The following is an 18,987-nucleotide window of genomic DNA, read 5'->3' on the forward strand; positions in this document are numbered from 1 at the left end:
TTCAGGATCCCCCTTCAGAGGCGGTGACGGCCGCGTTCGGCGGCGGGTTTGACGACAAGTGCCCGTGACGCCGGGCGCGGAAAAAAGTCTGTGCGAGCGCGACCAGCAGGACCGCGCCGATCATGATGCTGGCGATGGCGTTGGTCTGCGGCGTGACGCCGTGCCGCGCGATGCTGCCCCAGATGTAGATCGGCAGGGTCACGCTGCCGGGGCCGCTGGTGAAGAAACTGATCACGAAATCGTCCAGCGACAGCGTGAAGGCGAGCAGGAAGCCCGCGACCAGCGCCGGCTTGAGCACCGGCAGCCAGAACGCGTAGATGCTCTTGAGCGGTGACGCATAGAGGTCGGCCGCGGCGTGGATGAGATTGCGGTCCAGCCCCACGAGGCGGGCATAGACGACCAGCGCCACATAGGGGATCTGGAAGCTGATATGGGCGATGCCCATGGTCACGAGCCCGGCGCTGGGCCAGCCGATGAACTGGTGCATGTAGTTGAAGAACACCATCTGCGAGATGCCGTAGATCACGTCCGGCATGACGATGGGCAGATACACGATCAGCGCGAGGATGGCGAAGCCGCGGCCGCGGTAGCGGTGCAGGCCCACCGCGAGCAGGGCGCCGAGGACGGTGCCGAAGGCGGCCGACACCAGGCCGAGTTCGAGCGAGCGGAACATGGCATGCAGCATGCCGCCCTGCTCCCACACGCGCTCGTACCAAGCGAAGGTGAAGCCGGTCAGATTGACCGCCGCCGCTTCCGGTTCGAAGGAGAAGGCAACCACGATGAACAGCGGCAGCCACAGGAAGGCCATCGTGGCGATGGCCACGACCTGGGACAGGCGGGCGGTGAACGAGGTGCGATTCACAGCAGGTTTGCCTCCCCCGCGTTGAGTCGTCGTGCCATGCGCCGGAACACGACCAGACCGCCGAAGGTGAACACCAGCATCACCAGGGTGAGCGCGGCGCCGAAGGGCCAGTTGGGCATCGAGCTGAACTGCTGGGCGATGAGGTTGCCGAGCAGCACGGAGCGGTCGCCGCCGAGCAGCTGCGGCACGATGTAGGCGCCGAAGGCCGGGATCGCCACCAGGATGATGCCGGCCAGCAGGCCCGGCACGGTCTGCGGGAAGACGCCGTGACGGAACACCCGCCAGCCGCTCGCGTAGAGGTCGCGCACCGCGTCGACCAGGCGCCAGTCCAGCTTTTCAACCGAGGCGTAGATCGGCAGCACCATATACGGCAGGTAGTTGTAGACGAGACCCATGGACACCGCGAAGCCGCTCGGGTACAGCCCCATGTGCTGCGGCAGCAGACCCAGTGAGATGGCGAGATGCGACAGCCAGGTCTCCGGCGCGAGGATCTGCATCCAGGCGTAGGTACGCACCACCTGATTGGTCCAGGACGGCACGATCACCAGCAACAGCAGGATCGGGCGATAGCGCTCGCGGGCCCCGGCGATGAAGAAGGCGAGCGGATAGGCCAGCAGGGCCGTGGCGACGGTGGTGTAGAAGGCCTGCGTCAGCGAGCGCCAGATCACCAGAAGATTCCCCGGGCTCCAGCCCAGGAAACTGTACCCGGCGACCTGCACGAAGGCGCTGTCGGTCAGCGGGAGCGTGGGCTGTCCGTACTGGCCGTTGGTCATGAAGGCAAGCAGACCCATCAGCAAGCTGGGCAGAAACAGAAAGACCGAAATCCAGGCCACGCCAGGTGCGACGGTGAGCATCAAACCGAGGCCGCGGCGTAGCGGTGCATTCATCGGCGGCGCGCTCCCCGTTGCAGCATCGGCGCGTTCCTCATCGCTCGGCCAGCGGCAGCACATCGCGCGGGTGCACCTGCACCAGCACGCGCTCGCCCTCGCTGGGCAAGTGCACGTCGTGCGAGCAGTGGGTCACCGTCGCGATCAGGCTGGTGCCAGCGGCATCCAGCGTGTAGCGCGTCCCCGAGCCCAGATAGATACGCTCGACGACCGTGGCCTCGAAGCGATTGCGTTCGTCCTGCACCGGCTCGCCCAAACTCAGGCGCTCGGGGCGCATCATCACCCGCGTGATGCCTTCCGGCGCGGGTTCGTGCAGACGCAGGCGGCCGATCGCGGTCTCGATCTCGCAGCCCGCCGAGGCGCTCACCGGCAAACTGTTGGCCTGTCCCAGGAATTCTGCGACATAGGCGGTGCGAGGGCGTTCGTAAAGCTCGGTGACGCCGCCGACCTGCTCCACCCGACCGTCGCGCATCACCGCAATGCGGTCGGACAGGGTCAGTGCCTCGGACTGGTCGTGGGTCACCAGGATGAAGGTCATGCCCAGGCGCCGCTGGGTGCGCTTGAGTTCGATCTGAAGTTCGGCGCGCAGCTTGGCGTCGAGCGCGGACAGCGGCTCGTCGAGCAGCAGGATCTGCGGTTCGTTGACCAGCGCACGGGCCAGCGCCACGCGCTGCTGCTGCCCACCGGAGAGCTGTTCGGGGCGGCGCTCGGCCAGTGCTTCGATGTGCATGAAGGCGAGCATGTCGGCCACCTTGCGCTGGCGCGTGAGCTTGTCCATGCCCTGCATGCGCAGGCCGAACGCGACGTTGTCGGCGACGTTGAGATGTGGAAACAGGGCGTAGGACTGGAACACCGTATTGACCCGGCGTGCATGCGCTACCTGCGCCGTCACCTGGCGACCGTCTATCACCACGTCGCCCGATGTCGGCGTCTCCAGCCCGGCGATCAGGCGCAGCAGTGTGGTCTTGCCGCAACCCGATGGACCGAGCAGGGTAAAGAACTCGCCCGGGTTGACCTTGAGATCGACACCGGCCAGCGCCAGATGGCCCTCGTACCGCTTGCTGAGCCCGACCACCTCCAGCCCGACGCCGGTCGAGCCGACATTCTCGATGGTCTGAGCATCTACCGCTGTCGCCACATTCATCTCCCCATGCTTACCGGGCTCTGCCGCGACACCCGTCTGGACGGCCGCGAACGTATCGCAGAATTCTGTTACCAAAATGCGTGCCACAAGCCATCCGAGTTCCGGACGCCCCCCGGAGCGACCCGGCTGCTTAAAATACTATCCACCCACATCGCCGGGCCACGTCCACACCCTTTTCCGGCGCCCCGCGCCGCCAGGCCAATAATTCCTTTTTTATCAATATGTAAAAGTCAAGTTACCCATGACACCCAGTGACTGACCAAGCGCACACCATCTCCCAATCGCCTCATCAGGGAGCGGCCTCGACTTAAATACTAAACACAGCACCACATCAGCACCGCTGCGGAGCATGCGCACCGTTTTGGCGCGCAACATCCGCAAGCTCAAACAACCTCGCCCAGTCGCGCCGCCGTCTGATCCAGACAGCGCGCCGCCTTCTCGATCAGCTCGTCCACCTGTTCGCGGCTCAGCACCAGCGGCGGCGAGATGATCATGGTATCGCGAACCGCGCGCATGACCAGTCCGTTTTCGACGCAGATGTCACGACACAACGTGCCGACCTTGCCGGCCGGCGCGAAATCCTCGCGCGGCGACTTCGACTTGACCAGTTCGAGCGCCGCGACCATGCCCACACCGCGCGCCTCACCGACCAGGGAATGGTCCGCCAGCTCGCGCCAGCGCTGCTGCAGGTAGGGTGCGACATCCTCCGCCGCACGCTCGATGATGCGCTCGTCGCGCAGGATGCGCAGGTTGGCCACGGCCACCGCGGCAGCCACCGGATGGCCGGAGTAGGTGAAGCCGTGGAAGAACTCGCCGCCCTCCCCGATCAGCACGTCGGCCACCTTGTCGCCGACCAGCACGCCGCCGATGGGCTGGTAGCCCGACGACAGTCCCTTGGCGATGGACATGAGGTCTGGCTCGATGCCGTAATGCTGCGAGCCGAACCAGGTGCCGAGCCGGCCGAAGCCGGTGATGACCTCGTCGGCCACCAGCAGGATGTCGCGTTCGGCGCAGATGCGCTTGATCTCGGGCCAGTAGCTGTCGGGCGGCACGATCACCCCGCCCGCCCCCTGGATCGGCTCGGCGATGAAGGCGGCGACGTTGCACTCGCCGAGTTCGTCGATCTTGCGCTCCAGTGCGCGCGCCGCACGCAGGCCGAACTCGTTCGCATCCATCTCCGGCGCCACGCCGAAGTGATACGGCTGCTCGATGTGCGCGATGCCGGGAATCGGCAGGTCACCTTGAGCGTGCATCGCCTTCATCCCGCTCAGGCTGGCGCCGGCCACGGTGCTGCCGTGGTAGGCGTTGTCGCGCGCGATGATGATCTTCTTGTAGGGCTTGCCCTTGAGCTTCCAGTAGTAGCGCACCATGCGCAGCACGGTGTCGTTGGACTCCGAGCCCGAGCCGGTGAAGAAGACGTGCTTGAACTGCGGCGGGGTCAGCTCGGCGAGCAGCGCGGACAGTTCCACCGCCGGCGGCGTCGAGCACTGGAAGAAGTTGTTGTAGTAAGGCAGCTCCTGCATCTGCGCGTACGCCGCATCGGCCAGCTCCTTGCGTCCGTAGCCGATGTTCACGCACCACAGCCCGGCCATGCCGTCGAGGATCTTGTTGCCCTCAGAATCCCAGATGTAGCAGCCCTCGGCATGCGTGACGATGCGCGAGCCCTTGGCGTTGAGCGCCTTGTAGTCGGTAAAGGGGTGCAGGTGATGCGCGCTGTCCTGGCTCTGCCAGCCGGAGGTATGCGGTTGCCGGGGGGCGGTTTGGGCCATGGGACGGATCTCCGTGAAGTCGTGTTCGAGTGGGTGGCGTCAGACCGAGAGCAGCAGGAACTCGCGCTCCCAGGAGCTGATCACCCGGAAGAAGGTTTCGTATTCCTTGCGCTTGATCGCCCCGTAGACGCGCACGAAGCGCTCGCCGAGCAGCATCTGCAGCGGCGCGCACTCGTCGAGATTGCGCAGCGACTCCTCCAGGCTGCGCGGCAGCCCGAAGGGTAGTTCGTAGGCGCTCGCCTTCTGCTCCGCGCGCGGCTCGATGCGCTCGATGCAGCCGAGCAGGCCGCAGGCCAGGGTCGCGGCCAGCGCGAGGTAGGGGTTGGCGTCGGCGCCGGCCACGCGGTTCTCCACGCGCATGGCATGGGCCGGCGCGAAGGGCACGCGCAGGCCGACGGTGCGGTTGTCCATGCCCCAGTCGGCGTTGATCGGCGCCGACTCGTGGCGGGCGATGCGACGGTAGGAATTGACGTTCGGCGCGAAAAACGACATCGCCGCCGGCAGATAGCGCTGCAGGCCGCCGATGAAGTGACGGAAGTATTCGCTCATGGCGCCGTTCTCGTCCGCGAACAGGTTCTTGCCGGTGGTCGCGTCGACCACGCTCTGGTGAATATGCATGGCGCTGCCGGGCTCGTTCTCCAGCGGCTTGGCCATGAAGGTCGCATACATGTCGTGGCGCATCGCCGCCTCACGCACGGTGCGCTTGAAAAGGAATACCTGGTCGGCCAGCGACAGCGCCTCGCCGTGCAGGAAGTTGATCTCCATCTGCGCCGCGCCGGACTCGTGGATCAGGGTGTCGATATCCAGTTCCTGCGATTCGCAGTAGTCGTAGATATCCTCGAACAGCGGATCGAACTCGTTGACCGCGTCGATGCCGTAGGACTGGCGTGCGCGTTCCGGGCGCCCGGATCGGCCGATCGGCGGCTCCAGGGGGTAGTCCGGATCGGTGTTGCGCTTGACCAGGAAGAATTCCAGCTCGGGGGCGACCACCGGTCGCCAGCCGCGCTGCTCGTACTGCGCGAGCACGCGCTTGAGCACTTCGCGCGGGGCGATGTCCACCGGCGAGCCGTCGCGCAGGAAGCAGTCGTGGATGATCTGCGCCGTGGGATCGGCTGCCCAGGGGACCATGCGCAGGGTATTGGTATCCGGCCTCAGGACCATATCGATCTCGCGCGGGTCGACGATATTCTCGTCGTCCGGCCAGTCGCCGGTCACGGTCTGGATGAACAGCTGCTCGGGCAGGCGCAGACCCAGCTCCTTACAGAACTTGCTGGCCGGGATGATCTTGCCGCGGGCGTTGCCGGTCATGTCCGGCACGAGGCACTCGACTTCGGTGATGCGCCGCTCCGCGAACCAGCCGTTGATGAACTCCATGTCCTGCTGATCCATGTCGCGCTCTCCTCAGTCGCCCCGCGACCGTTGTCTGCAGGCCTCACCGAAGGCCTCGAACAAGGTCACCGAATCCGGATTGTCATGCACCATCCATTCCGGATGCCATTGCACCGCAAGATTGAATCCGGGCGCGTCGGGCAGCGTGAAGGCCTCGACCAGCCCGTCGTCGGCGCGCGCCTCGGCGCGCAATCCCGGAGCCAGGCGATCCACGCCCTGCCAGTGCAGCGAATTGACCGCGATCCGCGGCCGCCCGATCAACGCATCCAGCAGCCCGTCGGGGACCAGTGTCACCTCGTGTGCAATACCGTACTGTGCTTCCACGGGCAGATCGGGATTCTCGCGATGATCCTGCATGCCCGGGATTTCCTGCACCCGCTGGTGCAACGTACCGCCCAGGGCCACGTTCACTTCCTGCAGGCCGCGGCAGATCGCGAACAGGGGAACGCCGCGGTCCAGCGCGGCACGGATCAGCGGCAGGCTCAGGGCATCCCGCGCAGGGTCGTGCAGCGTACCCTCCACGCTCGGCGGACCGCCGTAGAGCGCAGGCTCGACGTTCGAAGGGCTGCCGGGAAACAGCAGACCGTCGACACGCTCGAGCAGCGCATCGATCTCCACCGCCTCCGCCATCGCGGGCACGACCAGCGGCAGACCGCCGGCCGCCTCGGCGACGGCGCGCAGATATTTCTCGCCAGCCGCATGGAACCAGTGGTGCCCCAGCAGACGCGTATCGGCAGGTACCGCGATCAGGGGTTTGCGCTCAGACATGCAGCCAACCAATGTTAAGTTTTTTAAACATAGCACCGCTAAAAACCCGAAACAAGCCAGGGATGGCGCTGCCATGACCATCGCACGCGCCGCTTCGGCATACACGCGATATCACGCCAAACGCCGCCACGAACAGACGAATAACCGCGATCAACGCGCCACCGAACGACACAAAACCGCTGCTCGCTTGACAAGCCCGGACCCGAGCAAAGACTATAAGGATATTAAACAATCAGGGCCAAACCGATGTCTCCGCCAGCATACCAGCCGCAACATCCGGAAGTCGCCGCCTTTCTACAGCAGCACCCGGAGGTGGAGGCCGTCGATCTTATCGTCTCCGACGTCAACGGCATCCTGCGCGGCAAGCGCGTCGACGTACGTGCCCTGGACAAGGTCTACGCCGACGGCGTCAACCTGCCCGGCTCGATCTTCGCCGCAGACATCACCGGCGATACCGCCGAGGAAACCGGTCTCGGCTTCGAGATCGGCGACGCCGACCAGATCTGCTATCCGATTCCCGGCACGTTGCGCATCGCCCCCTGGCATCGCCGCCCCATGGGCCAGTTGCTGCTGTCCATGTACGACCACCAGGGCGCGCCGTATTTCGCCGACCCGCGCCACCGCCTTGCCTCGGTGCTCGAACTGTTTCTCGACTCCCTCGGACTGGTGCCGGTGGTGGCGGTGGAACTGGAGTTCTATCTGATCGACCGCGAGCGCGCCGCGGACGGCGGCCCGCAGCCGCCGCTGTCGCCGGCGACCGGCGAGCGCGAGCGCAAGACCCAGGTTTACGGCATCACCGAACTCGACGACTACAGCGCCTTCCTCGACGAGGTCGATGCCGCCTGCCGCGTCCAGGGCATCCCGGCCGACACGGCGGTGGCCGAGTACGCGCCCGGCCAGTACGAAATCAACCTCAAGCACCAGGACAACGCCCTGGCCGCCTGCGACCACGCCGTGCTGCTCAAGCGCGTGATCCGCAGCATCGCCCAACGCCACGGCATGTACGCGACCTTCATGGCCAAGCCGTATGCCGACCTGCCGGGCAGCGGCACGCACATCCACGTCAGCCTGCTCGGCCCCGACGGCGGCAACGTCTTCGCCGACGGCACCCCTGAGGGCGGCCCGTTGCTCAAACACGCGCTCGGCGGCCTGATCGAGACCATGGCCGAAGGCATGGCGCTGTGCGCGCCGAATGCCAATTCGTTCCGTCGTTTCCGCGAGGAAACCTTCGTGCCGCTGACGCCGGCCTGGGCGCACAACAACCGCACCACCGCGCTGCGCATCCCGGCCGGCCCCGACCACGCGCGCCGCCTTGAGCATCGGGTCGCCGGCGCCGACGCCAACCCCTATCTACTCACCGCACTCGTGCTCGCCGGTATCCATCACGGCCTCACGCAGACCCTCGACCCCGGCGCGCCGATCACCGGCAATGCCTACGCACAGCTTGAACCGAGCCTGCCGCTGACCTGGCTGGACGCGCTGCGCGCGCTGGACCGGGCCGCCGTGCTGCCGGCCTATTTCGGCACCGATTTCCTCAAGGTATATCTCGCCAACAAGCTCACCGAGCGCGAGAAATTCCGCCATCACATCTCGTCGCTGGAACACGACTGGTATCTGCTCACCGTCTAGCCCGCCCCGGAGTCCCCCATGAGCCAGGTACCCCACGCCGATTCGTATTACGCCGCCACCCGGCGCTACGAACTCGACTTCCCCGCGCTCGCGGAGAACCTGGACGTCGACGTCTGCGTGATCGGCGCCGGCATCACCGGCAGCTCGGCCGCGCTGCACCTTGCCGAGCGCGGCTACCGGGTCGCGCTGATCGATTCACAGCGCGTCGGCTGGGGCGCATCCGGGCGCAGCGGCGGCCAAAAGATCGCCGGCTTCGCCTGCGACATGGGCAAGCTGCGCCGGCTCGTGGGGCCAGACGACGCCAAGCGGCTGTGGGACATGTCCGTGGAGGCCATGCAACTGCTCGACGAACGCGTCGCGCGCCACGCCATTCCCTGCGACGCCGCATCGGGGCATCTGCACGTCGGCCTCAAGCCGCGCCACGACCGCGAACTCGAGCAATGGCGCGAGGAACTCGAAGGCGTGTACGGCTACAGCGGACTCGAAATCCTTCGCGGCGAGCCCCTGCTGGCCCAGGTCGGCAGCCCGGTCTACACCAGCGGGCTCTACGACCCGCACAGCGGCCATATCCATCCGCTCAACTACACCCTCGGCCTCGCCGACGCCGCGCACAAGGCCGGCGCACGGCTGTTCGAGGAAACCCCCGCCCTGCGCATCGACCACAGCAGCACCGTCACCGTGCACACGCCCGGGGGCGCCGTCCAGGCGCGCCACGTCATCGTTGCCGCCAACGCCTACATCGACCTGCTCGCACCTTCGCTGCGTCGGCGCATCATGCCGGTAGGCACCTATATCGTCGCCACCGAACCGCTCGGCGAAGCGCGCGCCCGCAGGCTGCTGCCCACCAACGCCGCGGTTGCCGACATGAACTTCGTGCTCGACTACTTCCGTCTCTCGGCCGACCATCGTCTGCTCTTCGGCGGCCGCGTGTCCTACTCGCGCATCGAACCGCTGAGCATTCGCCGCTCCATCCGCGCACGCATGGTCAAGGTATTTCCCGAGCTCGCAGACGTCGGCATCGACTACGCCTGGGGCGGTTACGTCGCCATCACCCACAACCGCGCACCGCACTTCGGCCGCCTTGCCGACAACGTGTATTTCGCCCAGGGCTTCTCCGGCCACGGCATCGCCCTCACCGGTCTGGCCGGACAGCTCATGGCCGAGGTCGTCGCCGGTCGCGAGGAACGCTTCGACGTCTTCACCCGCATCCCGCACATGCCTTTCCCCGGCGGCGAATGGTTCCGCACCCCCGCCCTGGTCGCAGCCATGACCTGGGCACGCATCAGGGATGCGTTACCCTGATAGCGCCTTGACGCTTTGCGAATCCTGAAGTATCCAGCCGATGCAAATCGACTTTCGGTTTCTAGCGCGATCACACCGATAGCGTCTCGTCCAGATCGCTCTGCCACTCCAACCGGCAAAAACCCGTTCATGCAATGGCCGAACAGCATGCATACCCGGATTGTTTTTCACACACACTACAATGACAGAGTGCGAGATTCATGATCCAAATCTAGCTTTATATACCGCAATCACATCAATAGCAGACATCATCAGCGCCTGGGAAAGCCCCACAAAGACAACAGACGACAACACATATCCCAATGGATCGTGTCGATACGAAAAAAATATATTTATCAAAAAAATCTCAGACAACAACAAGAACGGAAACAACATACTAAGTGGTACGTTAATTACCCGACATTATTGTGGATGTAGGCGAGGTTTTTATCCTGGAAAAAGCCTTTGACGATGTGAGTGAGCCGCTGCAGCCTGCGCAGAAATCGCGTGACCGTTTGGCGAAGCTGATCCGGGCCACTGTGGCGGACCTTGCCCAGGTGGTGCCGCTTGAGCCAGTTCCATACCCATTCGTCCGGGTTCAGATGAGGTGAGTACGCCGGCAGGATAAAGAGTCGGAGCCGACCCGCGGTGCCGTCAACGAAGTCCCTGACTTTGCGTGAGCGGTGCACCGGGTGTCCGTCGACAATCAGAAAGACCGGGGTGGTAGCCCCCTCGATCAGCCGTCCCAGAAAGTCGATGAACATAGGCGCCGTCAGGGTGCCGGTGAAGGTCATAAAGCGCAGCCCGCCTCGGGGGCTGACGGCCGAGATCATGTTCACGCCAAATCGAGCGCCGGTGGTCTCAATGACCGGCGTCTGACCGATCGGTGCCCAGGAGGTGCCGCTGTGGTGATCCGAACGCACGCTGGCCTCATCACCGAAGTAGATCGTGGCCTTCTCGCGCTTGGCCAGCCGACGTATCTCGGGGTAGGCCACGGCCTGCCCATGCTCGACCGCTGCCTCGTCACGTTGATAGGCCCGGTGCAAAGGACGCTGTGGCGACAGCCCCAGCGTACGCAGCAGACGGCCCACCGACACCTCGCTGAGGCGTACCTTAAACTCGCGGCGGATGAGTTCGCGGACCATCGCACGCGTCCACAGAGCGAACTCGAACTTCAATTGCGTGGGGTTGTGCTCGGTGATGAGCCGGTAGAGCCGATCCAGCTGCCCGCCCCTGAGCTTCGGCTCCCGACCCTTGGCCTTGCGCTGGCGAAGCGCCTCAAGACCGCCCTCGCGGTACGCCGCCAACCAGGCGTAAATCTGGCTACGATGAAAGCCCAAGGCCTGGATCACGACTTCGGGGCTTTCGCCGGCCTCGACCCTCATCACGGCTCGAATGCGAATGGCTTCCAGCGTGCTGCGATCAAGCTTGCGCCGTCTAATTTCTCCATCCCTAAATCATATCGTGTCGGGTTATCAATGTACTGCTTAGTAAGTCACCTCATTTCAGCCTGTACGCCGAATGACAGGCAACACATGTTTCGGTCATCCTGGAGAGCGCACGTAACGGAGGCTTGAGGTTGCCGGTAGCTGCGGCATCCTGTGCCGAGATGGCAAATTCGGCCGCTCTTTGGTGCATGAGCGCACCCAGCTTCATCATGCCATGCGGCATGTATTTCGCCTCTTCCGCCATCTGATGGCCATGCATGGACGACATGCCCAGGGTCGCGGTGGCGATCTCGGCGGCTTTTTCGAATCTGCCGCTGGCCAACGCCTGCTGAATTTCGGCCACCCCTTGAAGATGCAGGCGCATCGTGAACAGGGTTTGACGCTTCAGCATGGGCGGAAACATCACCTCGATACGCGAATCGGGTTTGGCGGGGTGTGCCGGGGGAATCTGCGGCGAGGCGTGGGCATACGATGCGGTCACAAGTCCGCCCAACAGGACCCCGGCCAGACGAAATTTTGGATTCATAAAAACCTCCGCGAAAAGGGTTCCCGAGCGCAGGGCTCGGATATTTTTCATTCAATAAACGCGCTCAGCCCGCTTTATGCGGATAATTGCCCGCAAAAATCAATCATCGCCTGCGCAGCAAAACCTTTCTTCGCCTGGATCGATATGTCGAGTGGCCGGTGCGACACATACGCCCACTCCGCATGCCTACAATCCCCTCTATCGCCGCCACCGCGTGCAAGACTTTCGCGGTAGTATGGCCCTGTCCCGCCCGCGGCCATGCTCGGCCGGGCGGTCCGTCATCAACCCGGTTCCCTGCCGTGAAACGACCCGAACGCAGCGAAGACTCGACGGATGCCTCGGAGATCGTGTGGATGGATGTCATCCACAAGATGGACGAGACGTACGAGAATCTGGTCCGCTACCAGATCGAGCTGGAGCAGAAGAATACCGAGCTGGAGGAGGTGCAGACCTTCATCGCCAGCGTGCAGTCGTCGATGACCGACGTGATGATCGTGTGCGACGTCGAGGGGCGGATTCAGCAGGTTAACAAGTCGCTTGAGGCGCTGACGGGGCGCGCGGCGGCGGACTGGGTCGGGCAGCCGTTGAGCGCGCTGTTCGCGCCCTCCTCCAAGGCGCTGGCCGAGAGCTTCAAGGAACGCCTGCTCAAGCAGCCGGTGCGCGACTGCGAGGTCAGCATGGTCGGGACCGAGGATACGGTCCCCCTGTCGCTCAACTGCAGCACGCGCTTCGACCCGCGCCGGCGGCCGGTCGGCGCCGTGCTCATCGGGCGGCCGGTCGGCGAGCTGCGCCGCGCCTACGAGGCGCTCAACAAGGCGCACGACCAGCTCAAGGAGGCGCAGAAAAATCTGGTGCAGGCCGAGAAGATGGCCTCGCTGGGCCGCCTCGTGGCGGGCGTGGCGCACGAGCTGAACAACCCGATCAGCTTCGTCTACGGCAACGTCCACGTACTCCAGCGCTATGTGCACAAGCTCGACGAATACCTCGCTGCGATCCACGCCGGCGACCTGGACGAGGCGCTGGAGGCGCAGCGCAAGCGCCTGCGCATCGACAAGATCCTCGCCGATCTGGCGCCGCTGATGGAGGGCACCCTGGAGGGCGCCGAGCGGGTGCGCGATCTGGTCGAGGACCTGCGCCGCTTTTCCGGGGGGCAGAAATCGCGCAGCGCGAGCTTCGACCTGTCCCACGTGGTCAAGACCGCGGCGCATTGGGTGCTCAAGGGCGCCCGCCGCGAGATCGACGTGCGCATCGACCTGCCCGAACCCTTTCTCGCCGTGGGGCATGCCGGGCAGCTGCATCAGGTGGTCATGAATCTGGTGCAGAATGCGGTCGACGCGGTGGCCGAACATCCCGCCCCGCAACTGCGCGTGCGCGGCGGCGTCGCCGCGGACATGCTCTGGCTAGAAATCCACGACAACGGCCCCGGCATCGCGCCCGCTGACCTGGAACACATCTTCGAACCCTTCTTCACGCGCAAGCCGGTGGGCCGGGGAACGGGGCTCGGCCTGTCGATCAGTTACGGCATCGTCGCTGAGCACGGCGGCACGCTGCGCGCCGGGGCGAGCGACCTGGGCGGGGCGATGTTCCGCATCGAACTGCCGCGCGAGGCCGCCGACGGCGGCGAGGCGGAAGCGCCATGAGCGGCGGCGCGCGGATGAACCTGCTATGGCTGCAGTCCGGCGGCTGCGGCGGCTGCACGATGTCGCTGCTCTGCGCCGACACGCCCGACCTGCTCACCCGGCTGGACGCCTCGGGCATCGACCTGATCTGGCATCCCTCGCTCAGCGAAGCGGGAATGGACGAGGCCCTGCGGCTGTTCGAGGACATTCGCTCCGGCCACCTGCGGCTGGACGCGCTGTGCGTCGAGGGTTCGCTGCTGCGCGGCCCGCACGGCACCGGGCGCTTCCACATGCTCGCCGGCACCGGGCAGCCGATGATCGAGTGGGTGCGCGAGCTCGCCGCGGTGGCGCGCTACTGCGTGGCCGTCGGCAGCTGCGCCGCCTTCGGCGGAGTCACCGCGGGCGGCTCCAACCCCACGGACGCCTGCGGCCTGCAGTACGATGGGCGTTACCCCGGCGGGCTGCTGGGCAAGGACTACCGTTCCGGCGCCGGCCTGCCGGCGATCAACGTCGCCGGCTGCCCCACCCATCCGGACTGGGTGCTGGACACGCTGCACCTGCTCGCGCGCGGCGAACTCGGCGCGGACGATCTGGACGACCTGGCACGCCCGCGCATGTATACCGATCTCCTGGCCCACCACGGCTGCCCGCGCAACGAGTTCTACGAATACAAGGCCAGCGCCATCGAGCCCTCGGACCTCGGCTGCCTGATGGAGCACCTGGGCTGCATGGGCACGCAGGCGCAGGCGGACTGCAACGTGCGCACCTGGAACGGCGAGGGTTCGTGCACCCGGGGCGGCTACGCGTGCATCAACTGCACCGCGCCCGAGTTCGAAGAGCCGGGCCACGCCTTCCTGCGCACGCCGACCGTGGCCGGCATCCCGCTCGGCCTGCCCACCGACATGCCCAAGGCCTGGTTCATCGCGCTCAGCTCGCTGGCCAAGGCGGCCACACCGCAGCGCATCAAGGAAAACGCCCGCGCGGATCACGTCGTCGCCCGCCCCGGGCGCAAGCCGGACAGGAAATAGGTCCCGTGGTGCGGCAGATCGTGGGCCCGTTCAACCGGGTCGAGGGCGACCTCGAAGTGCAGCTCGACGTCGGCGACGGCCAGGTCGACGCGGCCTGGGTGAACTCGCCGCTGTACCGCGGCTTCGAGCAGATCCTGCTGGGCAAGATTCCCGATGACGCTCTGGTCTATGCGCCGCGGGTCTGCGGCATCTGCTCGGTCTCGCAGTCGGTGGCCGCGGCGTTCGCACTGGGCGACGCCTACCGTGCGGAGACCCCACCCAACGGCGTCCTCGCGCTCGACCTGATCCATGCTGCGGAAAACCTGATCGACCACCTGACTCACTTCTACCTGTTCTTCATGCCGGACTTCGCGCGCCCCGAATACACCGCCCAGCCCTGGCACGCCGACATCCACGCGCGCTTTCGCGCCATCGAGGGCAGCGCCGCACCCGAGTTCCTGCAGGCGCGCACCGCGTTCATGCACCTCATGGGCCTGCTGGCCGGCAAGTGGCCGCACAGCCTCGCCATCCAGCCCGGCGGTTGCACCCGAGCGGTATCCGCGCGCGAGCGCCTGCATCTGGGCAACATCGTCGGCGCCTTCCGCCGATTCCTGGAACAACGCGTCTTCGCCGCGCCCCTGGACGAGATCGTCGCCCTCGACGGCCGCGACGCGCTGCTGCACTGGCAGGCGGCACAGGCCGGGCAGCCCGGCGATCTCGCCCGCTTTCTCGCCCTCGGCGAGGCCCTCGAACTGCACACCCTGGGCCGCGCCGCCGACCGCTTCATGAGCTTCGGCGCCTACCGCGAAGCTGACGGGGCACCACTCTTCGCGCGCGGCGTGTGGCGCGACGGCGGCCTGGACTCGCTCGACGTCGACGGCATCGCCGAGGACGTCAGCCACAGCTGGATGGCGGGCGACACGGCACCGCCGCGCACGGCGCGCACCCTGCCCGACCCGGGGCGCGAAGGCGCCTACACCTGGTGCAAGGCACCGCGTCTGCACGGCGAGGCGGTCGAGGTCGGCGCGCTCGCGCGCCAGCTCGTCGACGGCCATCCGCTGATCCGCGACCTCGTCGCCGCCACCGGCGGCAACGTGCTCACCCGTGTCGTCGCGCGCCTGCTGGAAAGCGCGCGCATCCTGCTGGCGATGCAGCGCTGGACCGATGCACTGATCCCGGGCGAACCGTTCCACAACCCCGCCGCCCCGCTGGCCGACGCCGAGGGCATCGGCCTGACCGAGGCGGCGCGCGGCAGTCTCGGGCACTGGGTGCGGATCGAGGGCGGGCGCATCCGCAACTATCAGATCGTCTCGCCCACCACCTGGAATTTCTCGCCGCGCGACGCCGCCGGCCAACCCGGCGCGCTGGAGCAGGCGCTGACCGGGACGCCGGTGGACTCGCCGCGCCATCCGCGGAAGATCGCCGTCCAGCATGTGGTCCGCTCCTTCGACCCCTGCATGGTGTGCACGGCACACTGACGACAGCGCTGACAATCCGCTAACCAGACTGCCCCTTGCTAATCGGAAAGTAACTTTCCACCCCAATCTGCACCTCCAAATTCATTAGATCGGCTAATTGATTGATGCCAATGGGATTCCCGCCACTGGCCCGTTTAGTGCTTTGACCCTTCCCAAGGCGGGACGCCGACGACACGAGACCATCAAGCTCGGCGCCCTCTCCTAAGAACCCGCGAATCGATCCGCGACTGCCAGCGCCCGCTCTGCCGTGGGGTAGGCGCAGAGGGAGGAGTACATGGCGATAGAAACCTTCTACGACGTGATGCGTCGCCAGGGCATCAGCCGACGCAGCTTTCTCAAGTTCTGCAGCCTGACCGCCACCACGCTGGGCCTCAGCCCGGCCTTCGTACCCAAAATCGCCTGGGCGATGGAAAACACACCGCGCACGCCGGTGCTGTGGATGCATGGCCTGGAGTGCACCTGCTGCTCCGAGTCGTTCATCCGCTCCGGAAACCCGCTGGCCAAGGACGTGATCCTCTCCATGATCTCGCTGGACTATGACGACACACTGATGGCCTCCGCCGGCTTCCAGGCCGAAGCCTGCATGGAAGAGGCCATCGCCAAATACAAGGGCAACTACATTCTCGCCGTCGAAGGCAATCCACCACTGAACGAGGACGGCATGTTCTGCATCACCGGCGGCAAGCCTTTCATCGAAAAGCTACGGCACGCTGCCAAACACGCCAAGCACGTCATCGCCTGGGGCGCCTGCGCTTCATGGGGTTGCGTGCAGGCTGCACGGCCCAATCCGACGCGTGCCACGCCGATCCACAAAGTGCTCGACAATCCGGTCATCAAGGTGCCGGGCTGCCCGCCCATCGCCGAGGTCATGACCGGCGTCATCACCTACATGCTCACCTTCGGCCATCCGCCGGAACTCGACCGCCAGGGCCGGCCGAAGATGTTCTACGGCCAGCGCAACCACGACAAGTGCTATCGCCGCGCCCACTTCGACGCCGGCGAGTTCGTCGAATCCTGGGACGACCAGGGCGCGCGCGAGGGCTACTGCCTGTACAAAATGGGCTGCAAGGGCCCGACCACGTACAACGCCTGCTCCACCATCCGCTGGAACGGCGACACCTCGTGGCCGGTGCATTCCGGGCACGGCTGTTTCGGCTGTTCCGAAAACGGTTTCTGGGACAAGGGTTCGTTCTACGACCGGCTGACCGACATCCACGCCTTCGGCATCGATGCCAACGCCAACCAGATCGGTGGCACCGCGGCCGCCGTCGTCGGTGGGGGCGTAGCCGCGCATGCGGCCGTCACCGCGGTCGTGCGTGCGCGGCGCAACTCCAAGAACAAGAAACAGCATGACGACCACTCAGGAGACAACAACGCATGAGCGTCATCAAGACCCCCAACGGTTTTACCTTGAACGACAGCGGGCGACGCGTCGTGGTCGATCCGGTCACGCGGATCGAAGGCCACATGCGCTGCGAGGTCAACCTCGACAAGAGCAATGTGATCCGCAACGCGGTATCCAGCGGCACCATGTTCCGCGGCCTCGAAATCATCCTCAAGGGTCGCGACCCGCGCGATGCCTGGGCCTTCGTCGAGCGCATCTGCGGCGTGTGCACCGGCACCCACGCGCTCACTTCGGTGCGCGCGGTGGAGGACGCGCTCGACATCAAGATTCCCGAGAACGCCAACACCATCCGCAACATCATGCAGCTCACGCTGATGGTGCACGACCACCTCGTGCACTTCTACCAACTGCACGCGTTCGACTGGGTGGATGTCATCTCCTCGCTCAAAGCCGACCCCAAGGCAACCTCCGCCCTGGCGCAGAGCCTGTCGCCGTGGCCGAAATCCTCACCCGGCTACTTCCGCGACGTGCAAAATCGCCTCAAGCGCTTCGTCGACAGCGGCCAGCTCGGCCTGTTCAAGAACGGCTATTGGGGCAATCCGGCCTACAAGCTACCGCCGGAAGGCAACCTGATGGCGGTCGCGCATTATCTGGAAGCGCTCGACTTCCAGCGCGAAATTGTCAAGATCCATACTATCTACGGCGGCAAGAACCCGCATCCGAACTGGCTCGTCGGCGGCGTACCCTGTGCCATCAACATGGACGAGGCCATGGCAGCGGGAGCTCCTGTGAACATGGTGCGGCTCAACCACATTTCCGACATCATCAACCGTTCCATCGATTTCATCGACAACGTGTTGCTGCCCGACATCCATGCCGTCGCCTTGTATTACAAGGACTGGCTGTACGGTGGCGGCCTGTCGAACCAGAACGTGCTGGCCTATGGCGATATGCCCGATCGTGCCAACGATTATTCGACGGCCAACCTGCTCATGCCGCGCGGCGCCATCATCAACGGCGACCTGTCGCATGTCTACGATGTCGATCTGCGCGATCCGGAACAGGTGCGCGAGTTCGTCGACCACTCCTGGTACAAGTACCCGCAGGCCAACGAATCGCTGCATCCCTGGGAAGGTATCACCGACCCGGAATACGTGCTGGGGCCGCACACCGTCGGCACGCGCACCGACATCAAGCAACTGGACGAAGGCGCCAAGTATTCCTGGATCAAGGCGCCGCGCTGGAAAGGCCACGCCATGGAAGTCGGCCCGCTGGCCCGCCACATCATCGGCTACGCCAAGGGCATGCCAGAGTGGAAGGAACCGGTAGACAAGTTCCTCAAGGATAACGGATTGGCGTTCAACGCCCTGTTCTCCACCCTGGGGCGCACCGCCGCGCGCGCCCTCGAAGCGTCTTGGTCGGCGCACAAGATGCGCTATTTCCAGGACAAGCTGATGGCCAACCTCAAAGCCGGCGACACGTCCACCGCCAACGTCGATAAGTGGGATCCGTCCACCTGGCCCAGCAAAGCCAAGGGCGTCGGCTTCGCCGCCGCACCGCGTGGCGCACTCGGCCACTGGGTCAAGATCCGCGACGGTAAGATCGAACTCTATCAGGCCGTGGTGCCAACGACCTGGAACGGCTCGCCGCGTGATCCGAAGGAAAACATCGGTGCGTTCGAGGCAGCGCTCATGAATACACCCATGGCCAACCCTGAACAGCCGCTCGAGATCCTGCGCACGCTGCACAGCTTCGATCCCTGCCTGGCCTGTTCGACCCACATCATGTCGCCTGACGGCGAAGAACGCAGCAGCGTCAAAGTGAGCTGAACCGTT

General features: G+C 65.3%; 15 protein-coding genes. 7 read left to right on the top strand and 8 right to left on the bottom strand.

Going from position 1 to position 18,987, the window contains the following annotated elements:
- Position 1: 1 nt before the first annotated feature.
- The 6 genes from BJI67_RS10435 to BJI67_RS10460 form a co-directional block, all read right to left on the bottom strand.
- Positions 2–862: an ABC transporter permease gene (locus tag BJI67_RS10435; RefSeq protein ID WP_070072971.1), complete on the bottom strand. Its 861-nt coding sequence runs from the start codon at positions 860–862 to the stop codon at positions 2–4.
- The gene (locus BJI67_RS10440) at positions 859–1,749 is read right to left on the bottom strand and encodes an ABC transporter permease (RefSeq protein WP_083250810.1); all 891 of its coding nucleotides are present in this window, start codon (positions 1,747–1,749) and stop codon (positions 859–861) included. Before BJI67_RS10440 ends, BJI67_RS10435 begins: the two co-directional genes overlap by 4 nt.
- 37 nt (positions 1,750–1,786) lie before the next feature.
- The gene (locus BJI67_RS10445; protein ID WP_197513013.1) at positions 1,787–2,887 is read right to left on the bottom strand and encodes an ABC transporter ATP-binding protein; all 1,101 of its coding nucleotides are present in this window, start codon (positions 2,885–2,887) and stop codon (positions 1,787–1,789) included.
- A 389-nt stretch (positions 2,888–3,276) separates the two neighbouring features.
- Entirely contained in the window at positions 3,277–4,662 is a 1,386-nt protein-coding gene (locus BJI67_RS10450) for an aspartate aminotransferase family protein (protein ID WP_070072974.1), read from the bottom strand.
- 39 nt (positions 4,663–4,701) lie between these two features.
- Positions 4,702–6,051 (bottom strand): glutamine synthetase family protein, encoded by a 1,350-nt coding sequence (locus tag BJI67_RS10455; RefSeq protein ID WP_197513015.1) that lies wholly within the window; start codon positions 6,049–6,051, stop codon positions 4,702–4,704.
- A gap of 12 nt (positions 6,052–6,063) precedes the next feature.
- On the bottom strand, positions 6,064–6,819 hold the full coding sequence (locus tag BJI67_RS10460) for a gamma-glutamyl-gamma-aminobutyrate hydrolase family protein (RefSeq protein WP_070072975.1): 756 nt from the start codon (positions 6,817–6,819) through the stop codon (positions 6,064–6,066).
- Between the two features lie 246 nt (positions 6,820–7,065).
- Here BJI67_RS10460 and BJI67_RS10465 point away from each other — a divergent pair, with 246 nt between their 5' ends.
- Positions 7,066–8,448: a glutamine synthetase family protein gene (locus BJI67_RS10465; RefSeq protein ID WP_070072976.1), complete on the top strand. Its 1,383-nt coding sequence runs from the start codon at positions 7,066–7,068 to the stop codon at positions 8,446–8,448.
- Between the two features lie 18 nt (positions 8,449–8,466).
- Positions 8,467–9,750 (top strand): NAD(P)/FAD-dependent oxidoreductase, encoded by a 1,284-nt coding sequence (locus BJI67_RS10470; protein WP_070072977.1) that lies wholly within the window; start codon positions 8,467–8,469, stop codon positions 9,748–9,750.
- A gap of 392 nt (positions 9,751–10,142) precedes the next feature.
- On the opposite strand, the gene BJI67_RS10475 is transcribed toward BJI67_RS10470, so the two are convergent.
- Both BJI67_RS10475 and BJI67_RS10480 read right to left on the bottom strand, forming a co-directional pair.
- On the bottom strand, positions 10,143–11,171 hold the full coding sequence (locus BJI67_RS10475) for an IS630 family transposase (RefSeq protein ID WP_070072978.1): 1,029 nt from the start codon (positions 11,169–11,171) through the stop codon (positions 10,143–10,145).
- A 58-nt stretch (positions 11,172–11,229) separates the two neighbouring features.
- A complete protein-coding gene (locus tag BJI67_RS10480) occupies positions 11,230–11,703 on the bottom strand; it encodes a hypothetical protein (protein WP_156782109.1) in 474 nt (157 codons plus the stop codon).
- A 299-nt stretch (positions 11,704–12,002) separates the two neighbouring features.
- Between BJI67_RS10480 and BJI67_RS10485 the strand changes: the two genes are divergently transcribed.
- The 5 genes from BJI67_RS10485 to BJI67_RS10505 all read left to right on the top strand — a co-directional run bounded on the left by BJI67_RS10485 (position 12,003) and on the right by BJI67_RS10505 (position 18,981).
- The gene (locus BJI67_RS10485; protein ID WP_197513025.1) at positions 12,003–13,343 is read left to right on the top strand and encodes a PAS domain-containing sensor histidine kinase; all 1,341 of its coding nucleotides are present in this window, start codon (positions 12,003–12,005) and stop codon (positions 13,341–13,343) included.
- A 14-nt stretch (positions 13,344–13,357) separates the two neighbouring features.
- A complete protein-coding gene (locus BJI67_RS10490; RefSeq protein WP_070074094.1) occupies positions 13,358–14,350 on the top strand; it encodes an NADH-quinone oxidoreductase subunit B family protein in 993 nt (330 codons plus the stop codon).
- Positions 14,351–14,406: 56 nt separating this feature from the next.
- A complete protein-coding gene (locus BJI67_RS10495) occupies positions 14,407–15,807 on the top strand; it encodes a nickel-dependent hydrogenase large subunit (RefSeq protein WP_231940940.1) in 1,401 nt (466 codons plus the stop codon).
- A 274-nt stretch (positions 15,808–16,081) separates the two neighbouring features.
- Entirely contained in the window at positions 16,082–17,188 is a 1,107-nt protein-coding gene (locus BJI67_RS10500; protein ID WP_070072980.1) for a hydrogenase small subunit, read from the top strand.
- Entirely contained in the window at positions 17,185–18,981 is a 1,797-nt protein-coding gene (locus tag BJI67_RS10505; RefSeq protein WP_070072981.1) for a nickel-dependent hydrogenase large subunit, read from the top strand. The genes BJI67_RS10500 and BJI67_RS10505 overlap by 4 nt, the downstream gene beginning before the upstream one ends.
- The last annotated feature ends 6 nt before the right edge of the window (positions 18,982–18,987 follow it).

This window comes from Acidihalobacter aeolianus (assembly GCF_001753165.1).
GTDB classification, from domain to species: domain Bacteria; phylum Pseudomonadota; class Gammaproteobacteria; order DSM-5130; family Acidihalobacteraceae; genus Acidihalobacter; species Acidihalobacter aeolianus.